The 23,419-nt window shown below is 49.0% G+C and carries 19 protein-coding genes; 2 read left to right on the top strand and 17 right to left on the bottom strand.

The window, feature by feature from the left end; translation table 11 throughout:
• Positions 1-924: 924 nt before the first annotated feature.
• The 11 genes from fis to L4D76_RS06320 all read right to left on the bottom strand — a co-directional run bounded on the left by fis (position 925) and on the right by L4D76_RS06320 (position 12,862).
• Positions 925-1,221, bottom strand: a complete 297-nt coding sequence (gene fis / locus L4D76_RS06370; protein WP_005372656.1) for a DNA-binding transcriptional regulator Fis — start codon at positions 1,219-1,221, stop codon at positions 925-927.
• A gap of 23 nt (positions 1,222-1,244) precedes the next feature.
• Positions 1,245-2,210, bottom strand: a complete 966-nt coding sequence (gene dusB, locus L4D76_RS06365) for a tRNA dihydrouridine synthase DusB (RefSeq protein WP_428440124.1) — start codon at positions 2,208-2,210, stop codon at positions 1,245-1,247.
• 174 nt (positions 2,211-2,384) lie between these two features.
• Positions 2,385-3,269, bottom strand: coding sequence for a 50S ribosomal protein L11 methyltransferase (gene prmA / locus L4D76_RS06360; RefSeq protein ID WP_428440079.1), 885 nt, complete (start codon positions 3,267-3,269; stop codon positions 2,385-2,387).
• Between the two features lie 176 nt (positions 3,270-3,445).
• On the bottom strand, positions 3,446-4,900 hold the full coding sequence (gene panF, locus L4D76_RS06355) for a sodium/pantothenate symporter (protein WP_428440078.1): 1,455 nt from the start codon (positions 4,898-4,900) through the stop codon (positions 3,446-3,448).
• Positions 4,893-5,174 (bottom strand): YhdT family protein, encoded by a 282-nt coding sequence (locus tag L4D76_RS06350; protein ID WP_428440077.1) that lies wholly within the window; start codon positions 5,172-5,174, stop codon positions 4,893-4,895. Before L4D76_RS06350 ends, panF begins: the two co-directional genes overlap by 8 nt.
• A 264-nt stretch (positions 5,175-5,438) precedes the next feature.
• Positions 5,439-6,782 (bottom strand): acetyl-CoA carboxylase biotin carboxylase subunit, encoded by a 1,344-nt coding sequence (gene accC, locus L4D76_RS06345; protein ID WP_428440076.1) that lies wholly within the window; start codon positions 6,780-6,782, stop codon positions 5,439-5,441.
• Between the two features lie 12 nt (positions 6,783-6,794).
• Entirely contained in the window at positions 6,795-7,256 is a 462-nt protein-coding gene (accB, locus tag L4D76_RS06340) for an acetyl-CoA carboxylase biotin carboxyl carrier protein (protein WP_428440075.1), read from the bottom strand.
• 28 nt (positions 7,257-7,284) lie between these two features.
• Positions 7,285-7,737: a type II 3-dehydroquinate dehydratase gene (gene aroQ / locus L4D76_RS06335; RefSeq protein WP_428440074.1), complete on the bottom strand. Its 453-nt coding sequence runs from the start codon at positions 7,735-7,737 to the stop codon at positions 7,285-7,287.
• A gap of 452 nt (positions 7,738-8,189) precedes the next feature.
• Positions 8,190-10,139, bottom strand: coding sequence for an acetate--CoA ligase (acs, locus tag L4D76_RS06330; protein WP_428440073.1), 1,950 nt, complete (start codon positions 10,137-10,139; stop codon positions 8,190-8,192).
• A gap of 201 nt (positions 10,140-10,340) precedes the next feature.
• Entirely contained in the window at positions 10,341-10,964 is a 624-nt protein-coding gene (locus L4D76_RS06325) for a 3'-5' exonuclease (RefSeq protein WP_428440072.1), read from the bottom strand.
• 95 nt (positions 10,965-11,059) lie between these two features.
• Entirely contained in the window at positions 11,060-12,862 is a 1,803-nt protein-coding gene (locus L4D76_RS06320; RefSeq protein WP_428440071.1) for a DUF294 nucleotidyltransferase-like domain-containing protein, read from the bottom strand.
• Between the two features lie 265 nt (positions 12,863-13,127).
• On the opposite strand from L4D76_RS06320, the gene L4D76_RS06315 reads away from it, so the two are divergent.
• Both L4D76_RS06315 and L4D76_RS06310 read left to right on the top strand, forming a co-directional pair.
• Positions 13,128-14,345: a 3-phenylpropionate MFS transporter gene (locus L4D76_RS06315; RefSeq protein WP_428440070.1), complete on the top strand. Its 1,218-nt coding sequence runs from the start codon at positions 13,128-13,130 to the stop codon at positions 14,343-14,345.
• Between the two features lie 113 nt (positions 14,346-14,458).
• Positions 14,459-17,926, top strand: a complete 3,468-nt coding sequence (locus L4D76_RS06310; RefSeq protein WP_428440069.1) for a hybrid sensor histidine kinase/response regulator — start codon at positions 14,459-14,461, stop codon at positions 17,924-17,926.
• Between the two features lie 100 nt (positions 17,927-18,026).
• On the opposite strand, the gene L4D76_RS06305 is transcribed toward L4D76_RS06310, so the two are convergent.
• From L4D76_RS06305 to fliN, 6 genes are read right to left on the bottom strand one after another with little or no spacing between them, the layout of a single operon-like run.
• Positions 18,027-20,129 (bottom strand): flagellar biosynthesis protein FlhA, encoded by a 2,103-nt coding sequence (locus L4D76_RS06305; protein WP_428440068.1) that lies wholly within the window; start codon positions 20,127-20,129, stop codon positions 18,027-18,029.
• A 16-nt stretch (positions 20,130-20,145) separates the two neighbouring features.
• The gene (gene flhB / locus L4D76_RS06300; RefSeq protein WP_428440067.1) at positions 20,146-21,273 is read right to left on the bottom strand and encodes a flagellar biosynthesis protein FlhB; all 1,128 of its coding nucleotides are present in this window, start codon (positions 21,271-21,273) and stop codon (positions 20,146-20,148) included.
• Complete coding sequence (gene fliR, locus L4D76_RS06295; protein WP_428440066.1) at positions 21,270-22,049, bottom strand: flagellar biosynthetic protein FliR; 780 nt, start codon at positions 22,047-22,049, stop codon at positions 21,270-21,272. The genes flhB and fliR overlap by 4 nt, the downstream gene beginning before the upstream one ends.
• Before the next feature lie 3 nt (positions 22,050-22,052).
• A complete protein-coding gene (fliQ, locus tag L4D76_RS06290; RefSeq protein WP_107284625.1) occupies positions 22,053-22,322 on the bottom strand; it encodes a flagellar biosynthesis protein FliQ in 270 nt (89 codons plus the stop codon).
• A gap of 2 nt (positions 22,323-22,324) precedes the next feature.
• On the bottom strand, positions 22,325-23,053 hold the full coding sequence (fliP, locus tag L4D76_RS06285; RefSeq protein WP_428440065.1) for a flagellar type III secretion system pore protein FliP: 729 nt from the start codon (positions 23,051-23,053) through the stop codon (positions 22,325-22,327).
• On the bottom strand, positions 23,053-23,412 hold the full coding sequence (fliN, locus tag L4D76_RS06280) for a flagellar motor switch protein FliN (protein ID WP_428440064.1): 360 nt from the start codon (positions 23,410-23,412) through the stop codon (positions 23,053-23,055). The genes fliP and fliN overlap by 1 nt, the downstream gene beginning before the upstream one ends.
• Between the last annotated feature and the right edge of the window lie 7 nt (positions 23,413-23,419).

The following is a 23,419-nucleotide window of genomic DNA, read 5'->3' as shown; positions in this document are numbered from 1 at the left end:
AAGTCCGGAGCTGTTACTGACTTTAGTTAATTTGAAATTTATCGAATTAAGTTAAAACTCTAACAAGGTCTTGTCCCAAAGCGTCTCAGCAGGCTGGTTATGAACTGCATAGTCAGTCGTCTAGTTTGTATTTCTCGAAGCTGAGTGGCGAAGTTACCGACGATCGGAATTTCCCGAAGTGAACCAAAAAGATTGACTAGATTCAGAACTGTCTTCTAACCAAACAGGTTTAATCATGGGGAAATAACCTCTTTCATCGAATTTACAATTATTTATAGGTCTGAATCACAAACCTGATACCAACAACCCGAAACGGGTTTGCCCTAAGTCACATAAACCTAGGCGAAACGCCTTTTTCTATTTTTGCTTTAAATCGCAAATATAAGCCGTATTAAGGCGAAAACATATTGAATAGCCTCATAGGTGATAGCCAGTTAAAAGCCTTGCCTACAAGCCGTTTTAGGTCCGATTATGGTTACTATTCGGTTTGGTTTGGATATGTGTAGCAAACAGATTTCTGAACTCTGATAGAAATGCTTTCCAATGTGGCTGTTAGCTGGTGATGTTAGATGACGGTATAGCAACCAGACACGCCTGATTTAAAATAATCAAAACGACATTTAGTCTTTCCTGTCTGTGGTTTAATGCATAAATTCAGCTTGTTAGGTAATTTGTCCTAACCGGTTAGGACGGAAGCCGTAACTTAGGACACTTTAAGGCTATGATTTTATTGTGTTTGTCCTAATGTCCTAACCATTTGGCTCAATTTGGAAAAGATTGTTTTTAGGATTTTCGCATGAAATATTTTGTGGGTAATTTGAGAGTGGATTTTTACTGTGTGGGTGCGATTGTGGGTTTAGATATAAAAAAGGCTTTTTACTTCCGCAAAAAGCCCTTTAAAAACAATTAATTAGACTGGGACTATTAATTCATGCCGTATTTTTTAAGCTTCTTACGAAGCGTACCGCGGTTGATACCCATCATGGTTGCTGCGCGAGTCTGGTTACCACGGGTGTACTGCATGATAGTATCCAGTAGTGGTTGCTCAACTTCTGCAAGCACTAGCTCGTACAGATCGTCGACTTCCTGACCATTCAATTGAGCCAGATAGTTTTTTAGTGACGCTTTAACAGAGTCACGAAGTGGCTTCTGTGTGATTTGGTCTTGTGAAGTTACAGTTGTAACTGTTAACGCTTCGGAAGTCAGATTTTGTTCGAACATAATTCTGTAAGCTCTTCTAGTATTTATGCAACGTTTTCGAAGTAGCCTTGCAGCGCATCGATTTGCTCTTGAGCGTTCTCGATAGCGTTGAAGGACCGGCGGAAATCACCAGCTGGTGCATGTTCTTTTAAGTACCAAGACACGTGTTTACGTGCAATGCGCAGCCCTAAATACTCCCCGTAGAAACGGTGAAGTTCTTGAACATGACCCAGCATAATGCCACTTACCTCATCCAGAGACGGGGCAGGCAGGTATTCGCCGGTTGTTAAGTAATGGTGGATTTCTCGGAAAATCCACGGCCGCCCTTGTGCAGGCCGGCCAATCATCAAAGCATCTGCACCCGTGTAATCGAGTACAAAGCGGGCCTTTTCCGGTGAATCGATATCACCGTTAGCGATCACCGGAATCGATACTGCTTGTTTAGCTGCTCTGATGTAGTCATATTCCGCGTCACCTTTGTACATACAGGTTTTCGTGCGCCCGTGAAGGGCCAAAGCCTGAATGCCGCATTGTTCCGCGAGTTGGGCAATCTTGACACAGTTTCGGTTGTCTAAGTCCCAGCCTGTTCGCGTTTTCAGCGTCACCGGAACATCCACGGCATTCACCACGCTACGAAGGATCTCTTCGATTAACGCGGGATATTGCAGCAGTGCAGAACCTGCCAATCGTTTATTGACCTTTTTCGCCGGGCAACCCATGTTGATATCGATGATTTGCGCACCGTTCTCAACACTAAATTGAGCAGCATCGGCCATCAGCTTCGGATCGGCTCCCGCAATTTGAACCGAGCGAATCCCCGATTCTCCTTCATGAACCATCCGATTCTGCGATTTAGACGTTTTCCATAAATCTGGATTTGACGACATCATCTCGCTCACAGCCATGCCAGCGCCGTAGCGCAGGCAAAGTTCACGAAATGGCCGATCGGTCACACCCGCCATTGGCGCGACTATCAGCTGGTTGTTAAGTTGATAAGGACCGATCTGCAAACGTCTGTACCTGACTGTGCCAGTAAGGGCGCGCATTTTACGCATTTTTTCCCATTCTGAAAAGGCCAATAATTGAGCATTTAGTTTTTGATTAACAAAAAAGTATGATTTTCAATTAATTGGCGATTTATTGCACAGTAAAAATTGATGAAACGAAACCGTATCTACGGATAATTACGCTTTGTGGCCGGAAATACGGCACCACTCTTCACGCGCCACAACCGGATCTAATGTTAGTTCATCGGCGTAGTAAGTGGAGACGTCTTCAGCCTGAACTTCCAGTACGCCAGAGATCGCCAGATCGCCGCCGGGTTTTACGAGCCCTTTAATGACCGGAGACAGTTCGCGTAACGGGCCCGCAAGAATATTAGCTACGACGACATCAGCCTGAATACCTTCAGGTTGATTTTGCGGTAAGTACAATTCTAGCTTGTCGGCAACGCCATTTCGCTCGGCATTATCTTTTGACGCTAGAATCGCCTGTGGATCGATGTCGATACCAATGACTTTCGCAGCACCCAGTTTCAAAGCGGCAATCGCCAGGATACCGGAGCCACAGCCAAAATCGATCACGGTTTTACCGGTGAGATCCTGGCCGTCCAGCCATTCCAGGCATAGCGAGGTCGTAGGGTGGGTACCGGTACCAAATGCCAGGCCAGGGTCTAGCAGTACGTTGACTGCGTCAGGCTCTGGTGCTTCACGCCAGCTTGGGCAAATCCATAAACGGCTACCAAAACGCATCGGGTGGAAGTTGTCCATCCACTCACGTTCCCAGTCTTTGTCTTCTAACTGCTCGATTTTGTAAGCAAAATCGTCAGCAATCAGCGGGCTGTTCTTTAGCATGTTCAGCACGAAATCCATGTCGGTTTCAGCATCGTATAAACCAATCACATCAGTATCACCCCACAGGCGGGTTTCACCGGGCATCGGCTCGAATACTGGTGTGTCTTGTGCGTCAAGGAAAGTGGCAGATAGAGCGCCAGTCTCTTCCATTAACATATCGCCAATCGCTTCCGCATTTTCAGCGGTTGCGTTCAGTTTTATTTGGATCCAAGGCATGGTTAATTCGCTTATTTTTTTTTACTACTGAAACATAGGGGGCGCAGTTTAGCATGAAATTTCACCAATCCACAGCCATTGAGTGTGAATCACCACTGCTGGTTTAGTGAGCGATAAAAAAGATAGCACCGAGGGGCTATCTTTTGACGAGGCAGAAATAAAAGCACGGTGAGGGGCTACTGTTGCGGTGCGATGGCCATTACCGGCTTGGCTAAGCTGCCGAGCACAAACGCAATCAGACCAAAAGCCAGGGTCGGGACGATGGCATGCAGGCCGGCTAAATCGGGCTTTATCACCGAGAGACCAATGTAGCAAGTCAGGCCGGTGATCATAGACGCAAAGGCACCCGCAGCAGAGGCTTTTTGCCAATACAGCCCCAGTACTAGCGGCCACAAGAATACGGCTTGCATACCGCCAAAAGCCAGCAGGTTGAGCCAGATGATCATATCCGGCGGATTGGTGGCAGCCACGAATACCAGCGCGGAGAAAATGGCGGTAATCCAGAGTGACAGCCTTGGCAGACGCTTCTCTGCTTCCGGCCCTTGGGCTGCTTTAGGATTGATGTAGTTGAGATACAGATCTTTTAGCAAGGTCGCCGAAGCTTGGATCAGCTGTGAGTCGATAGTCGACATAATGGCGGCCATCGGCCCCGCAAGGAAGATCCCCGCCACGACAGGTGGCAGTACTGTCACCATCAGGGTCGGCATGATTTGATCCGGGCTGGCAATATCCGGCACGATAGCGCGCCCCAGAGCCCCAGCCAGGTGCATTCCCAGCATCAGGAAGGCCACCATAGCGGTACTGATCACCATCCCCTTATGCAGCGAACCACTGTCTTTGTATGACATACAGCGTACCGCGGCATGGGGTAAACCGATCACCCCGAAGCAGACCAGCACCCAAAAACTGAGCATGAATGGCTGGCTAAGAAAATTATCCGGGCCGAACGGGGTGACAAGGGCCGGATCGATCTGGTGCAACTCGGTGATCAGCTCGCCGAAGCTCCCCCCCGCATGGACGATACCGGCTAACAAGGCGATGGTACCAATGATCATCATGATGCCCTGAATGGTATCGGTCATGACCACGGCGCGAAAGCCACCGATGGTGGTGTAGAGCCCGACGGTGATGGAAAAGATCATCAACCCCTGCGAATAGGGCAGTCCGGTGACGGTTTGCAGCAGCCGTGCCCCGCCGACAAACTGCACCACCATGGTGCCGAAGAAGGCCAGTAATAGCGCCAGTGACGCAAAAATAACAACCCCCCGGTTTTTGTAGCGGGCATACAGAATGTCGTTTAAGGTCAGGGCATTATGAAGACGGGCTTCAATCGCAAACTTTTTGCCGAGTACCCCTAAGGTTAACCAGGCGGCGGGCAGCTGGATCATGGCCAGCAGCACCCAGCCTAATCCCATTTTATAGGCCGCTCCCGGACCGCCTATAAACGAGCTGGCACTGGCATAGGTTGCCGCCAGCGTCATCGCCAGTACAAAGCCGCCCATGCTGCGGTTACCAACCAGGTATTCACTGAGGAAGCCGTTGGCTGAATGGCTGCGGCGGCGAGTCATCAAGGCCAGGGCAAACACGGCCAGTAAATAGATCACCAGGGGGATAAGCAGTTGGCTATTCATGATCATTCTCCTTCTCGACGTCCAGCGACATATCCTGATAGATAAATTTGACCATTAAGCCGCATAGCACCGTGAATAATACCGGACCAATAATACAGGCCAGCAAGAACCAGAGTGGGAAACCAAAATAGAGTTCGGGAAGGGCGCTGGCGGCGTCTGTTGGTGCGAAGGCATAGGCCGAGATATACCACCAGATAAAATAGGCTAACGCTAGACCTACCGCCCATTTAGCCTCTCTATGGGCCTGACGGTAGCGTGCAGAGAGCGTCTTCATGCTTGCTGTCTCCAGTTGTTCAGGGCATCACTCGGCTAACATGTTGAAAGTGAGTAATGCTCATACAAATAAAAAAAGGGTGGGTATTGTGGCAAAAGTTATTTCTCAGTGCTACCGACCATGTCAATTTACAGGAGGAATAAAAGGGGGGGCGGTGATGTTGTCGAGAGAAGGGATACCAGAGGTAAAAGGTTGATATTATCAATAAAAAAGGCTGCCAGAAGGCAGCCTGAGACTATTTATGTTGGTGATTGCTCTTGCTGCTTATTGCAGACCAAGCTTCTTCTCAAGATAGTGGATGTTAGCGCCACCATGCTGGAAGCTTTCATCGGCCATAATTTGTTGCTGCAGCGGGATGTTGGTCTTAATACCATCGATGATGGATTCACCTAGCGCATTACGCATACGTGAAATAGCCACATCACGGTTCTCACCATACGCAATCAGCTTACCGATCATTGAATCGTAATGCGGCGGTACGGTGTAACCGGCATAAATGTGAGATTCCCAACGGATCCCCATGCCACCCGGTGCATGGAAGTGTTCTATTTTACCCGGGCAAGGTAGGAAGCGAACAGGATCTTCAGCATTGATACGGCATTCGATAGCATGGCCATGGATCTTAATATCACTTTGGCTGAATGACAGTGGTTGACCGGCAGCAACACGAAGCTGCTCTTTGATCAGATCAACGCCTGTTACCATTTCCGTTACCGGATGCTCAACCTGAATACGGGTGTTCATTTCAATGAAATAGAACTCGCCGTTTTCGTAAAGGAATTCAAACGTACCCGCACCGCGATAATTAATCTCGATACATGCACGTGTACAACGCTCACCAATGTACTTGCGCATCTCTTCAGTGATGCCCGGTGCCGGTGCTTCTTCAACCACTTTCTGGTGGCGACGCTGCATTGAACAGTCACGCTCACCTAAGTGAATAGCATTACCTTGACCATCAGCCATGATCTGAACTTCGATATGACGAGGGTTTTCAAGGAATTTCTCCATGTAAACCACATCGTTATTGAAGAACGATTTAGCTTCTGCACGGGTCATCGCGATAGCTTCTGTCAGTTCGCCTTCAGAGCGAACAACACGCATACCACGACCGCCACCGCCGCCAGAGGCTTTGATGATCACCGGGTAGCCGATACGTTTAGCGAAAGACTTGTTCTTCGCTTCGTTATCATCAAGTGGACCATCAGAACCAGGAACACAAGGAACGCCTGCTTTTTTCATCGCAGTAATCGCTGACACTTTATCACCCATCATGCGGATGGTTTCCGCTTTCGGGCCAACAAAGATAAAGCCAGAACGCTCTACCTGCTCAGCAAAATCAGCATTTTCAGAGAGGAAACCGTAACCCGGGTGGATAGCAACCGCACCGGTAATTTCTGCTGCACTGATAATACGAGGAATGTTCAGGTAGCTGTCAGTACTTTTCGCCGGACCGATACAGATTGATTCATCTGCAAGTAAAACGTGTTTAAGATCGCGGTCAGCTGTTGAGTGAACAGCAACCGTCTTAATACCAAGCTCTTTACATGCACGCAGAATACGAAGCGCAATTTCGCCTCGGTTAGCGATAACTAATTTATCTAACATAATAGGCCTCTGTTACTTGATGATAACCAGAGGCTGGTCGAACTCGATTGCATCGCCATCTTCAGCAAGAATTGCGACAACCACACCCGCTTTATCAGATTGGATCTGGTTCATCATTTTCATCGCTTCAACGATACACAGCGTGTCACCAACGTTCACTGACTGGCCTACTTCCACAAATGCTTTTGCTTCAGGGCTTGGTGCACGGTAGAAAGAACCCACCATCGGAGAAAGAACTTGATGGCCAGCAGGTTCTGCTGGTGCCGCAGGAGCTACTGGAGCCGCCGCTTCTGCTGGTGCTGCCTGAGCGGGTGCTGCAAATTGAGGTGCAGTCATGAATTGCTGTGCAGGCATTGCTGATGCAGGAACATTACGGCTGATGCGTACCGACTCTTCACCTTCAGAGATTTCCAGTTCCGCAATACCGGATTCTTCTACCAGTTCGATTAGTTTTTTGATCTTACGAATATCCATCTATCTTTCTCTTTAATATGTTGTTCATTTAGCTTTCTGATTGCAGGCGTCGTACGGCTGCATTCAGGGCGAATTCATAACCATCAGGGCCAAGACCGCAAATCACACCGACTGCTTTATCAGACAGATAAGAGTGATGACGGAAAGGCTCTCGCGCATGAACGTTAGATAAGTGCACTTCAATAAACGGAATCGCGACACCTAACAATGCATCACGGATCGCGATGCTGGTATGGGTGAAGGCTGCCGGATTGATGATGATAAAATCCACATTGCCATGGGCCTGGTGGATGGCATCAATCAACTCATGTTCTGCGTTTGATTGAATGTGATCTAACGTCACACCAAGATCCGTTGCTTTAGTCGTTAAATCAGCAACGAGTTGAGCCAGTGTTTGATGGCCGTAGTGGCCGGGCTCTCTGAGACCTAATAAATTTAGATTAGGTCCATTAATAAGTAAAATTCGTTTAACGGTCGACATCTTGACGTATTTTCACTTGTTTTTGAGGTTTTACTCTAACAACGCGCAGGAACCTGCAAAGTCGTTTCCCTGTGACCAAATTTATACTGCCAAACCCTGTTTGTTGGATGATTATAGAGAATTCACTGCAAATAGCAGCAAAATACTGGTCTAATCACCGATGTTTTGTGCGCACAAGTGTAAGCTGTATGAATACGGCGATGATTTGTTAGACGTTTGTTTTTATCGTAAGTTCAGCGTTATAAGGGGATGGTGCGGCCATTTTTCTGTGATATAGCTGCTGTTATTGGCTGAAAAACAAATAATTTACTAATGTAGCGACTTTAAACCATCATTATCGCGAGCAAGGTAGAAGATCTGGCGGTGAGTGGTCCGAGCATTGCTGCGTCTAAATACTGTAGTCGAAAAAAAGCCGCCTTGCGGCGGCTTGGTATTATACCAGTATTTCCGTGTTATAAAACGGTCTGCTTTTCGGCAATCAGTTTATCGACAACACTTGGATCGGCAAGGGTCGACGTATCACCCAGGCTGCCGGTATCACCGGTTGCGATCTTGCGTAAGATCCGGCGCATGATTTTACCTGAACGGGTTTTTGGCAATGCATCAGTCCAATGCAAGAAATCTGGCGTTGCGATTGGCCCAATTTCTTTACGTACCCAGTCTTTCACTTCTTTATGCAGCTCTGCGCTTGGGTACTCACCGTTATTTAAGGTGATATAGGCGTAGATTGCCTGGCCTTTAATGTCGTGCGGCACCCCAACAATCGCCGCTTCTGCAATTTTATCAAAAGCAACCAGCGCCGATTCGATTTCTGCGGTGCCCATACGGTGACCGGAAACGTTCAGTACGTCATCAACCCGGCCGGTGATCCAGTAGTAACCGTCTTCATCACGACGGGCACCGTCGCCAGAGAAGTACATACCCTGGAAGGTTGAGAAGTAGGTTTGTTCAAAGCGCTCATGGTCACCCCACAGTGTGCGCATCTGACCGGGCCATGAATCAATCATGACCAGGTTACCTTCTGCTGCACCGTCGAGGATGTTACCCATATTATCAACGATCGCGGGTTGGACACCGAAGAATGGACGTGTGGCCGAGCCCGGTTTCAGTTCTGTTGCCCCAGGAAGCGGGGTGATCATAATACCGCCGGTTTCAGTCTGCCACCAGGTATCGACAACCGGGCAGTGGCAGTTTCCGATAGTGCGGTGATACCATTCCCACGCTTCCGGGTTAATCGGCTCACCCACCGATCCCAAGATGCGCAGTGATTCGCGGCTGGTGCCAGTAATCGCCTGATCGCCTTTCGCCATCAGGGCACGAATTGCGGTTGGGGCCGTATAAAGAATATTAACACTGTGCTTATCAACTACTTCGCTCATGCGGCTGGTAGATGGATAATTAGGGACGCCTTCAAACATCAGGGTTGTCGCCCCGTTAGCCAAAGGCCCATAAACCAGGTAGCTGTGGCCGGTGATCCAGCCGACATCCGCGGTACACCAGTAAATCTCACCTTCTTGGTAGTCAAAGACGTACTTGAAGGTCATGGTCGCGTAGACCAGGTAGCCACCGGTGGTATGCAGTACGCCTTTAGGTTTGCCGGTTGATCCTGAGGTATATAAAATGAAAAGGGGATCTTCGGCACTCATTTCTTCCGGTTCACAGTGCGTAGAAGCAACCGCAGTTGCTTCATGCCACCAGACATCACGTTCACTGTGCCACTCGATCTCACCACCGGTACGTTTCAGTACTAAGACTTTTTCCACACTGGTAACATGGTCTTTTGCCAAGGCGGCATCGACGTTCTTTTTCAGCGGTACGGCGCGACCGGCACGGACGCCTTCATCTGCGGTGATCACCACTTTGGCGTTGGAATCAATAATACGCCCCGCCAGTGCTTCAGGAGAGAAACCACCGAATACAATAGTATGCACGGCACCAATTCGGGTACAGGCCAGCATTGCCACAGCCGCTTCAGCGACCATTGGCATGTAAAGACAAACGACATCACCTTTACGTACGCCCTGGCTTTTCAGCGCATTGGAGAATTTACAGACTTGCTCAAAAAGCTCGTTGTAGGTAAACGTTGCATCATCGGTCGGATCATCACCTTCCCAGATAATTGCCGGCTGATCGCCGCGAGTGGCCAGGTGACGGTCAAGACAGTTAGCAGAAACGTTCAGAGTTCCGTCTTCAAACCAGTTAACTTTGACATGACCCGTATCAAACGAGGTGTCTTTAACTTTAGTGAATGGCTTGATCCAGTCGACGATCTGGCCTTGTTCACGCCAGAACCTTTCAGGGTTGATAATAGACTGCTGGTACATCTCACGATACTGTTTATCATTCACGTGGGCGGTAGCTGCAATCTTGTGATTGACTGGATAAACATGAACCTCACTCATTCTATTCTCCTTGTGTTTCCGTCGGTGTCCTTCAGATGGACCAGATTATTTTGTTGTAAGCCTTTGTCTCTGTTGGTACTAACTTCCGACAGATTGGGATTTGCCACAATTAGACTTTAGGATGAGAGAGGAGGATCAGACGGGGAACGCGGGCGTTACATGGCAGTTACATTAAAAACCTTGCACTTGGCAAGGCTTGTATTATGCCGATCTGAGCATAGGGATATCGCCGTGTTTAAGCCGGACATAAATCAGTGCCGCGGTAATGGTATCTTCCAGGGCGTCATGGCGCTGGGGGATTGGCAGGCCAAGGTGGCGACTAATCGCTTCCAGGCTTAAGTCATAGTAGGCATTGGGCAACAGTCGCTCTAAGCGATCGTGGTACAGGTGGCTGACTTCGACCATTTTGTTTGGTAACGCAAAGCCAAACAGGCGCTGGTAGTAGCGATCCAGAATGGTTTTGTCATAACGGATATGGTAGCCCACTAAAGGGCGGTTACCGATAAAATCCAGTAAGGTTGTTAAGGCCTGGCGCTCTTCTAGCCCGGCTTGTAAATCCTGGTGGCGGATGTGATGAATGGCCACTGAGTCAGCATTCAGGCTGGCTGGCGCGCGCAGGGTTAAATGGATCGACTGGCTGGTTAATATTCGATTGTCTTTTATTCGGGTGGCCGCAATGGTGACTAATTCCGCGCTATGGGGATCTAAGCTGGTGGTTTCACAATCGAGTGAGACCAGTTCATCGCCCTGATAACGATTGAACAGATCATGGTAGGGGCTTTGCTTTAACTTACGCTGATACCAGTAACGTCTTAATACATTCATATGGTTGTTTTGAGTGCCGAGGTTCTAGTTTCTAGTCTCTAGTCTCTAGTCTCTAGTTTCTAGTTTCTAGTTTCTAGTTTCTCGGATCTCGCTCCCTAGTCTTTGATCTGATAGTGATAGCCGAGCCACTCTTTAAATTTTTTCACAACATGAAGGCTATGGCGCATCAAGTCACGCTCGGTACGGCTGAGATAGCTGATATTCAGCGGCAGGTTTTGTCCGCCGGCTTGGTGATTCAGTTGCTGGCGCAGGCGTATTTTAATGAACAGCTTTAAGGCTTCACTTAAATTCGATGCCGTAACGGGTTCCAGCACTTTGTGCTGTTCCAGCCGGTTGATGCGTTCGAAGGTATTGTTGTCTTCGATGGCGCATTCCAGCGCCAAAGCACGAACGCCGTGTACAATGGGAAAGATACCGCCGCGCTTAATATCGACACCTTGTTTGCCGGATTTGATCTTGCCAAATAAGGTGAGGGGGACACTGAACCTGAGTGCCGGACGGGTGAAGGTCGACAGTAACAATTCTTTTTCTGCCAGCTGCTGATGCTGGTGGATTTGCAGTGGAGCCAGTAAAGCCTGGTTGCCGGCAACCGCATGACTATCAGCCAGAATCGCCAGATCCATCATGCTGGCTTCTGTTCCCTGCTGGCAGCACTGGCTGATGGTGTGTAACCACTCACCCTGTGTTTTAACCCACTTGGGATTGTTGACCATGACTTTGCCTGGACAGAGCGGATAACCCAGTTGTTGTAATGTTTGGGTCAGTTGTTCCATTACTCGCGGGCAATCCGGCCAGTCAACGCCATCCTGGATGATTAAGGCATTATCTTGATCGGTTTTCAGGATCTGCTCTCCCCGTCCTTCAGATCCCATGACCATCAGGCAACAGAGGTTGTGCATATCTGCCGGTACAGTCAGCTGAAAGGCTTTTTCGATGATCTGTTCGTTGACGGTGGCGATCAGCTCCATCACAAACAGAGTATGAATACCGTTGTTAAACAGGGTCTCTACCAGCCGCTGCTGACTGCTGGCGGCGAGGGATAACTCTTCAATACTTTCGGCACGGGCAATGCGCAACGTCAGCACATGGGAGTGGGTCGAGAACAAACTCAGTACCTGAGTCAGATCCAGCATGCCGACGACCTGTCCGTTGTCCAGTACCTGTACCCGCTTCACCTTATGCCGGGTCATGGCAATCATGGCATTAAACAGAAAGTCACCTTTATTAACACTGATCACCGGTGTGGTGGTTACCTGGCTGACGGCGGTATCAGAAGGTTGCTGTTCCAGCATAACGGCGTGGAGCAAATCTGTGCGGGTAACAATGCCGTATTGCGGGGTAGGATTGAGTTCAACCAAAGCGGCATCGAAACCCTGTGCGCGCATTTTTTCCGTGACGGCTTTTAGACTGGTGTCATGTGGCACCATCAGGCAAGGTTGAATGTTATCGTCATTGATTTTGGTAAGAATAAACTCGGCCAGGTTCTGCTGACGCTGTGCTTCTTCAATCAGATCCTGACGACGTGCGAGGTTGGTATCGAAATAAGCTGCAAATTGAGCATTAGACTGGTAAAAGTTGACGAAAATCTCTCTGGGCAGCAGGTAGCAAAGGGTATCTTCCAGCGCGATATAGTTATGACGGCTTTCACTTTCAAGCTGAGCCCGGACATCGAACATATCGTCACTGGCATAGTGGGCATAAGTTTCCTTGCCGTCTGTGGAGATCTCCTCGACACCGCCTTTGATTATGATGAATAACTGGCTGCAGGTTTCTCCGGCTTGGATTATTTTTTCGCCGATCCGAAAATAAGCCACATCCAGCGCATCTTTCAGTACTTGTTGCTGCTCAGGATAAAGGCGATCAAATGGTGTCAGTGAAGTGTCTAACTTGTCAGGCATCTTACTCCCCGTCGCGCAGGCTGTTTGTTCCTACAGACAGTGTTGCTCAAGTTGCTGACAAGCTCCAGACGACTTTAGTCTATACCCAAACCACCTCAATTCCCGCTGAATTCTGTATTTTAAGGTGGTTTGGATATAGTCGCTGTCATCTCATTCTGGCTCATGAAGACGGGCTGGCTGATTTGTCTGATTAATCCATAGGCTTGTGGGTTCCTATTGGGCATAATGTCGGCACTTTCTCCTCGTTATGCATTTAGGAATGGGCATGTTTCGTAGTAGTCCTTATGGCTGGACCTCGCAATATATGTTGGGTTTTTTCTTCACTTATGGTGTCTATCTACCATTTTGGGCGTTATGGTTCGCCCATTTAGGGGTCGATGCTTCTGATATTGGCTTGTTATTAGGACTGGGTTTTGGGGTACGTTGTTTAGCTAACTTAATGCTGACTCCGCGTATTCATAAAGTCGATCATTTAATTCCGGCATTGCGTTGGTTTACTTTGGCTGGGCTGCTCGCATGTGTTCTATACATCTTCTGTGGTGGCAGTTTGTGGGCCCTTACTGCGGTGACCATTTTATTTAACCTGGCCGCAGGTCCGGTTATTCCTATTTCGGATACATTAGCGAATCATTACGCCAAAGACGGTCACTTAGACTATGGCCGCACTCGCTTATGGGGGTCGATTGCCTTTATTGCAGGGTCGACGGTTGTTGGTATTCTGGCGGCTGAATACGGTGTAAATGTGATCCCTTGGGTGGCGATCTCAGGATTAGTGGTTGCGTTAGTGCTGTCGATGCGTACACCCGCGATTGCACCACGTGAAGATGAGCACCATGATCTACCGCGCCCGGCGTTAATGGATATGCTGAAAGACAGCAGTGTGATGCGTTTTCTATTAATTGTTGCCCTATTGCAGGGCAGTCATGCCGCTTATTACAGTTTTAGTGCGATTTACTGGAAAGATGTGGGTTATAGCGAAGCGATCATTGGTTACTTGTGGAGCTTCAGTGTGGTGGCTGAGGTTGGGGTATTTGCCCTGAGTAAGCGTATTTTTGCCGGTTGGAGTGTCAGCGGTATGTTCCGCTTGGCGGCGATGGGGGTGTTACTACGCTGGGGAGTAACGGCAACGATGACCGAGCTACCTTTATTGGTGGTCGCGCAAGCGATGCACGGTATTACGTTTGCTGCTGCTCATTTAGCGGCTATTCGTTATATTCAGCATGCCAAAAGTAACCAAATGGTCGCACTGCAGGCACTGTATAATGCTTTGCCTTTAGGGGCGTTCATGGCCTTAATGACGGCATTAAGTGGCTGGTTGTATGGTCTGTGGGGAGCGAATCTGTTCTGGTTGATGGCCGCAATGGCGATTCCTGTGCTGCTGATGAAGATTGAAGCCAAACCACACGGTAACGATCATCTTTCATCGCAGAACCTGGATCCCACAAAAAGCCAAGATTCACATAAAGTGGTAATCGAGTCTTAATATGACGACTTTGTAGATCGGCACAGAAAGAACTGTGATCTATCCTGATTGGTGTACTTAACCAGATTGGTTAGTATGGGCTAACTTATCGTTAACACCATCAGGGAAGTAACATGGCGCAGGGATGGATTGTCGTGCCGGTCTCATTGGCCTATCTGGGGCTGTTGTTTTTTATCGCCTGGTATGGCGATAAAAAACCGCAATGGATGGCGGGGTATCGCCCGTGGATATATAGCTTATCAATCGCAGTTTACTGCACCTCCTGGACATTCTATGGCACGGTCGGCCAGGCCAGCCAGAATATCTGGTCCTTTCTTCCTATCTACCTTGCTCCGATTATTGTCTTCACGGTTGGCTGGCGCATCCTGGCCCGACTGATCTTAATCGCCAAACGGGAGCACATCACATCCATTGCCGACTTTATTGCCGCGCGCTATGGCAAGTCTCAGGGGTTGGCGGTACTGGTGACCATTATTGCGGTGGTCGGTATTCTGCCTTATATCGCGTTGCAGCTGCGGGGTATTACCATGGGATTGGAGCTGATCACCCCGGATCTTGGTCGTGATATTGGCATCGAAGAGATGGATACCGCATGGTTAGTGACCCTGGCATTAGCCGCTTTTACCGTCTTGTTTGGTACTCGCCACATTGATACCACAGAGCACCATCGAGGCATGATGATGGCGGTGGCGTTTGAGTCCTTAGTGAAGCTGGCCGCCTTTTTAATTGTCGGGATCTTTGCGGTCAGCTTGTTGTTTGAGTTACCGGATTTTCAGTTGGTTAAAGAGACGTATTTGCCGCCGTCATCGCCGAATATCGGTAGTTTGCTCATTCACACCATGCTGACCATGGCGGCGATCATTTGTTTGCCGCGACAGTTTCATACCACGGTGGTTGAAAATAACCGGGCGCAGGATCTGCATAAGGCGCGCTGGATATTTCCGCTCTACTTACTGTTGATGGGAATTTTCGTGGTGCCGCTGGCGCTGGCCGGACAGGCATTCATGCCGCACATTTCTGCCGATACCTATGTGATCAATCTGCCATTGCAGCAAGGTGCCGGCAGTATTGCGCTACTGGCTTTTTTGGGGGGAACCTCGGCAGCCAGTGGTATGGTGATTGTATCGACGATTGCGCTGGCGATCATGGTGTCGAATGATCTGGTCTTGCCGTTGTTACTCCGGCGTTTGCGGGTGCCAGGACGTAATTTCAGTGCATTTTCCGGATTGTTGCTGAATGTGCGACGCGCCTTGATTTTACTCTTACTCTTTGCCGCGTGGGGCGTGTATCTGGTACTCGATAATATTCCTTCACTGTCAGGTATCGGCTTACTGTCCTTTGCTGCGATAGCGCAGTTTGCCCCGGCACTATTAGGCGGTATCTACTGGCGGCAAGGCAACCGGAAGGGGGTATATGCCGGTCTGCTAAGTGGTTCTGCCATTTGGGTGATCACCATGATGGCACAAACCGGGATGCTGGCGGGCACCGCAGAAACCAACTTGTTGTTGTGGTTATTAAGTCCGCCGCAATGGCCGCTGTTAGGTAAACTGGCGTCGGTTGACTGGGGCATGCTGCTCAGTATGGTGGCCAATATTGCGTTGTATATCTCCGTTTCGCTGATGACACGTTCGTCACTGACGGAACGATTACAGGCCGCTACTTTTGTGGGAGCGCCGTTACCGGAAACTGGCAATGCCAGCCTGTATCAGACCCGGGTAACCGTGGCTGAATTGGAAATGCTGGCGGCGCGTTTTGTCGGTCGTAAGCGAGTACGTTATGCCTTTCGCCAGTTTGCCGATCAGCATCAGGATCCCTTATTGCCGCAACAGCAAGCCTCAGCTGCGATGATCCGTCATACCGAGCGGGTACTGGCCGGGGTGTTCGGAGCGTCTTCGGCCCGCCTGGTATTAACCTCTGCCCTGCAAGGGCGCAACATGCAGCTGGAAGAAGTGGCGACCATTGTCGATGAAGCGTCTGAGTTGTTTGATTTCAGCCGGGGCTTGCTGCAAGGCGCGATAGAGCACATCAACCAGGGGATCGCGGTGGTCGACAAACAGCTGCGGCTGGTGGCATGGAACCAGCGTTATTTAGAGCTCTTTACTTTCCCGTCCGGGTTGATTCAGGTTGGACGGCCGATTGCTGATGTGATCCGGCATAATGCCAGATCGGGGTTGTGTGGCCCGGGAGATCCCGAGAAACATGTGGCCAAGCGCGTTGAACACCTTCAGCGTGGTACGGCACATACCTCATCGCGCACTCGTCCTGATGGTCGGGTCATTGAAGTGCAGGGTAACCCAATGCCCGGTGGCGGGTTTGTGATGAGCTTTACTGATATCACCGAGTTTATGGAAGCGGAAAAAGCCCTGAAAGATGCCAATGAAAACCTGGAAGCGCGTGTTCAACAGCGTACCCGAGAGCTGGAACAGTTGAACCAGCGTCTGGTGTCGGCGACTCAGCAGGCCGAACAGCAAGCACAGTCGAAAAGTCGTTTTCTGGCAGCCGTCAGCCATGATTTGATGCAGCCGCTCAATGCTGCGCGCTTGTTTTCATCGTCGTTAAGCGAAGTTGCCAAGGGGGAAGAAACGGTCAAATTATCACGCCATATTGAAAGTGCGCTGGGCGCGGCAGAAGACCTGATTGGTGATTTGCTCGATGTTTCCAGACTGGAGGCCGGTAAGCTGAAGGTCAATCTCCACCCGTTCCCGATCAGTGATGTACTTTCTGTCTTAAGTGCGGAGTTCAGTGCGCTTGCGAAACAGCAGGGTATTCACTTTGAAGTGGTAAACAGTGATGCGGTGATTGTTTCCGATCCCAAATTACTGCGCCGGGCACTGCAGAATTTCCTCACCAATGCTTTTCGTTATAATCCGCAAGGCAAAGTGGTGCTGGGTGTTAGACGGATCAAAGGTAAACTTCAGATTGAAGTGTGGGATAACGGTCCGGGCATTCCGAAAGAGAAACAAGCCAATATTTTTGATGAGTTTACCCGAATAGAACGCAATGGTGTCGATCATGGTCTAGGGCTTGGTTTGGCGATTGTCCGAGGCATTAGCCGGGTGCTAGCTCATCCACTGTCACTTCGTTCGTGGCCGGGGCAGGGAACCGTGTTTGCTTTATCGGTACGCCGTGGTGTGATCGCGCATCAAGATGCAGAGACTAAATTTCAACAAGCTGCCGAGAAAGCCGCGCCTCTGGCTGGGGTCAAAGTGCTGTGTGTGGATAACGAACCGGACATTTTGCTGGGAATGGAAAACTTGCTGGCTCGCTGGGGGTGTGATGTGCGGTTAGCGGAGAGTGTTGTTGGGGCGATGCAGCAACTGGAAGATGGCTGGCGGCCTGAATTTGTCCTTAGCGACTATCATCTGGCAAAAGGACAAACCGGTTTGCAAGTTTTGCAGCAGTGCAGCCTGCGGTTAGGCTCAACCTTTAAGGGCGCAGTGATCAGTGCTGACCGTACCCGTGAAACCCAGCAGACGATCCGCGAGCATGGCTTTAGCTTTATCAGTAAACCCGTCAAACCGTTAAAGCTGAGAGCGTTGCTTAATCAGCATTCACGAGATAAGCATAAAGATAAAGTGTAATAGTAATAGGCATAAAAAAACGCCGACATGATTAGATAATAAATCATGTCGGCGTTTTAGTTTTTTATGTACTTCAGTTGATTAGGTGTGAATGGGGAGGCTATCCCATATTACCAACCACAGCTACGCCTCTGTCATCAGGGATTTCATTAAACGATAAGACCTGCAAACCACGCGCACAGACTCTTGAATAACGGGCCAGCAACGGTCGTAATTGTGGCAGTACCAATAAGATTGGCGTGTGGCCATTAAGGCGCATGTTGTCTAATACTTCTGGCAAACTGCGTTGTAATTTATCAATCACCGTCGGCTCTAAGGCAAAGCCGTCTAACTGCACGTGTCCACCTGATTGTGCCTGGCTTAATGCCCCCAGCAGCATATTTTCCAATTCCGAAGAAAGGGTCACTGCCGGGACTTCGGTTTTCATGCCAATCAAATTATTGAGCAGCACCCGGCGTAAAATACAACGCACGTCGGCGGCTAATAGGATCGGATCTTTGGATAGCTCTGCTGACTCGACCAGTGAGTTGGCAATGCTGACGATGTCAGACAGTGACACGCCATCAACAGTTAACTGGCGGAATACGCGCAATAATTGCTGAGGGGATAATTTTTGTTGCAGATCGTCGGCTAGCTTACTGTTCAGCGTCCCCAGGCGCTCAATAATACCCGCGACTTCTTCGGGGCTAAGGATGTCTTCAATGTAATCGTTAATGACCTTGCTGACATGGGTCGAGATAATGGTCGCGTGATCAACCACGGTATAGCCGAGGTTGACCGCCTTGTCTTTTTCTTGCGCCGCAATCCACACCGCTTCCATGCCGTAAGCCGGGTCTTTGGTGAGAATACCATCGACATTGCCGTATACTTGGCCGGGGTTAATGGCCAGCAGGCGATCCATTTCAAGCTCGGCCTGGACAATCGTCGCGCCTCTCACGGCAATTTGGTACTGGCTTGCTTCTAATGCCAGATCATCTTTGACATGAATTTGCGGGATCACAAAGCCACGTTGTTCGGTTAATGTCTTACGGATACCCACTAAGCGGCTGAGTAGCTCAGCCCCCTGACGGCGATCAATTAAGCTGACTAGGCGAAAACCGACATTTAAGCTCAAGGCATGAATGAGGGGAATATCACTCACAATCAGTTCTTTATTTTCGGGTTGGCCGTGTTGCTCAACAATCTCTTCGGCGCGGACTAGGTCATCGTCATTATTTGTTGAGTGATCTATTTTTATCAGTCGCCAGCCAGTAAAAGCGACGGCGGCAGAAAAACATAAGAATGCGAGGTGGGGCATACCCGGGATCAGACCCAGAACTAACATGATGCCAGCCACCACAAACAGCACGACTGGCGATGCCAGCATCTGCTTGCTGATTTGCTGTGACAGATCGTTACTGTCAGTGACTCGGGTAACAATGATTGCCGCCGCTGTTGCCAATAACAATGATGGGATCTGGGCGACAAGACCATCACCAATGGTTAATAACGCATAGGTTTGGAAGGCATCAGAAAATGAGAGCCCGTACTCGAACACACCGATGCTGATACCACCGATGATGTTAATAAACAGGATCAGCATCCCGGCAACGGCATCACCTCGAACAAACTTTGAAGCACCATCCATCGAGCCATAGAAATCGGCTTCCTGCGCGACATCTGCCCGGCGCTGTTTAGCTTGAAGGTGATCGATAATACCTGCATTTAAATCGGCATCGATAGCCATCTGTTTGCCCGGCATCGCATCAAGGGTAAAGCGAGCACTTACTTCGGAAATGCGCTCGCCACCTTTGGTCACCACCACAAAGTTAATGATGATCAAGATGACAAAGACCACCATACCGACAACATAGTTACCGCCGATCACCACATCACCAAAGGCTTGAATCACTTTACCCGCAGCATCGCCCCCGTCTTGACCGTTCAGCAATACCACCCGGGTAGAGGCGACGTTCATCGCCAGGCGCAGCAAGGTGGCAATCAGCAAGATGCTTGGGAATACCGAGAAATCAAGAGATCGCTTGCTGTATACGCTGATCAGCATCACGAGCAGTGAAAGTACGATATTGAAGGTAAACAACATATCCAGCACCAGCGGCGGGATAGGCAGCATGATCATCGCCAGGATAATCATAAGGATCAATGGGATCCCCAATTGTCCTTTAGCTAATAGCGTTAGTAGTGGGGCGAGTTTCTGTTTCATTGATGCTCAGTTCCAATTAGCGGTGCAATTCTTTGGGAATAGAGACCTGTGGGAATTCAGGTTTACTAGGTTGTCGACCCTGCTTGTATTGTTCCATCTGAAAGACAAAAGTCAGTACATGGGCAACGGCGACATATAAGGGTGCTGGAATTTCCTGCCATTCATTCGTCGAGTAATATACCGCACGTGTCAGAGCCGGAATTTCGACGATTGGACGGTTGTGCTGACGGGCAATTTGCCGCATCTCCAGTGCCATCTGATCGGTACCTTTAGCCAAAACAAAAGGGGCGTTGGCTTTATCTAAATCGTATTTTAAGGCAATGGCATAATGGGTCGGGTTGGTGATAATCACATCCGCTTGCGGCACGGTTTTATGCATTTGCCGTTGTGACATTTGTTGCTGTAGCTGCCTGATTTTAGCTTTGACCTCGGGCTTACCTTCGCTGTTTTTATGTTCTTCTTTTACTTCCTGCTTGGTCATTTTGAGCTGCTTGGTGTATTCCCACCCTGCGTATGGCAACTCTAATACCGCAATGAGCAGAAGCGCTAAGCCAAAACTAAATAAGCCCTGCCATAAAATATCGACCGTTTGTAAAATTGCTTCGGTCAGCGGTAAGCGTTGCAGGGCAATAATTTGTGGTAAGTGGTTGCTCAGTAACCAATACAGGGTGCCGCCAATTAAGCTGACTTTTAGAATACTTTTAACCAGTTCGGCGAGCGATTTGGTGGAAAACATTCTTTTGATCCCCGACAGAGGGTTCAGTTTTGAGAGTTTAGGTTGGGCGGCAGTGACCGATATGTTCCATCCGCCACGAATAATATTGGCCAAAATAGTGATCATTAACAACAACCCGAGAATAGGACTGATGGCATACAGCATCGATGTTAAGCTGAATGACAAATGCTCCAACATGAATTCAGGTTCAAATGCGGCTTGTTTGGGAAGTGCCAGATTCAACCTGGCAACTTCACCGAACATATGGGCTAAATCACCGGAAAAGGCACTTAACAACAGTGCTGCCCCTAAGGTCATCAGGGCCGTGACTAACTCTTTTGAACGCGGAAGGTTACCTTCTTCGCGGGCTTTGCGAAGCTTCTGCTGACTGGGCTGTTCGGTTTTGTCCTGGCTGCTATTCTCACTCATGGTTGAGATGCCTCCAAATTCGCCATCATGGACAATGTTTCACTGCATAACCGAGTGAAGTTTTCCGGAATACTTGAAGTGGTAATGAGCAGGCACATCAGGCCGAGTAGCATGGTCATCGGAAAACCGAGTGCAAAGACATTGAGCTGTGGGGCGGCGCGGTTCATCATGCCGAAAGCACCGTTCACCAGTAGCATCGCGCATACAGCGGGAAGTGCTAATAGAAAGGCAGCCGCAATCAGCCAGCCTAACCGCATTACCACGGAATACAGGGCATCCTGGCTCGGCATTTCGCCAACGGGCCATACTTTAAAACTCTGCACCACTACATCGAGAGCCACTAAATGGCCATCTAGCGCGAGAAACAGCAGCAATATGTAGAGCTGATAGTATTTTCCGAGTGTTGGAATGCTAACACCATTAATCGGATCGTTGCTCATTGCCATACCCAACCCCATCTGCATCGATAAGATCTGCCCCATGGTGGTAAATACGGCAAAGAGTAATTCCAGCATTAACCCCATGATGCCGCCAATAATCATTTGCTGGGCACCCAGTATTAATGCATCTAGCGATAAGGGATCAACACTTGGCATCGGTGGCATCAGGGGGGCCGCGAGAAGGCTAATACAAAACGCCAGCCCGACCCGAACCTGAACCGGAATGGTTGAACCACCAAATACTGGCATCATTAGCATGGCGGCACCTAAACGGAAAAAGGGCCACCAGATTTGGCCTAGCCAAGCGGTAAGCTGAGCAGCAGAAACATCAAGCATGTATTAGCCGATCAGGTGTGGGATGTTTAAAAATAAGCGCGAGAAAAGATCGCTTAACGTGCGCAATAACCACGGACCGGCAAAGCCGAGCATGGCAAAAGTCATCAGCAGGCGAGGCAGAAAACTAAGGGTTTGTTCATTAATCTGAGTTGCAGCTTGGAAAATACTGACCACTAAGCCAACCAGCAGGCTTGGTATAATTAATACACAAACCATGCTGACGATGATCATTAACGCTTCACCAAAAAAAGTCGCGACAAATTCAGAATTCATAATTAGCCAAAGCTCGCACTTAATGTACCCACGGTCATCGACCAACCATCGACCATCACAAATACCATTAGCTTAAACGGCAATGAAATAATCAAGGGTGATAGCATCATCATCCCCATCGCCATTAAGACGCTGGCAACGACCATATCGATGATTAAAAAGGGAATGAATAACATAAAGCCAATTTGAAACGCCGTTTTTAATTCACTCAGAATGAAGGCCGGCATTATGAGCAAGAAGTCCAGATCATCGACACTGTCTGGTGCCGGTTCATCAGCAATCCGTAACATTTGTTCTAAATCGGTTTCTCGGGTCTGCTGTAACATAAACTGACGCAATGGTTTTTCGCCAACTTTAGCGGCCTCAAACATCGTCATTTCACCTTGCTGGTAAGGTACAACGGCATTGTCGTAAATGTCGTAGATCACCGGCCGCATAATAAACAGTGATAATGTCAGGGCTATGCCAACCAGTACCCGGTTAGGGGGGCTTTGCTGTAAGCCCATGGCCTGGCGCAAGATACCGAGCACAATGATGATGCGGGTAAAACTGGTGACCATCAATAACATTGCGGGTAAAAATGCCAGCGCAGTCATAAGCAGGAATATTTGCAGCTTGACGCTATATTCCTCCTGGCCATTAGGCCCATTGATGGTTAAAAGCGGGAGGTCTTGTGCGAAGGCCGGGTGACTGAATAACAGGAATGCCAGCAATACCCCAAGCAGACGCATTACTTGGTTAAACCTTTTAGCATGTCGTTATCATCAACCACATTGACTAGACGCAGGCCGTATTTATTATTCACAATAACAACTTCAGCGTGGCCGAGCAGGGTACCATTCACTTTGACATCCATCGCTTCACCACTGATTTTATCCAGCTCAATCACCGTGCCTAAACCAACATTCATTAAATCGCCGACCATTAACTCGGTACTTGCTACTTCAAGTGTTAAGTTAACCGGAATATTACGAATGAAGCTCATGTCTTGCGATGATGTAATTTGGGCTCCGGGTACTTGATCTTGGCCCAAGTTACCTAAATCCAAATCATCAAGATCAAGACTCAAATCATTGTTTTGTTCAGACATGTTGGTT

The organism is Photobacterium sagamiensis (genome assembly GCF_050337085.1).
Taxonomy (GTDB): Bacteria; Pseudomonadota; Gammaproteobacteria; order Enterobacterales; family Vibrionaceae; genus Photobacterium; species Photobacterium sagamiensis.
Note: the sequence above shows the minus strand (reverse complement) of the source record. Positions and strands in the feature narration are given on the sequence as shown.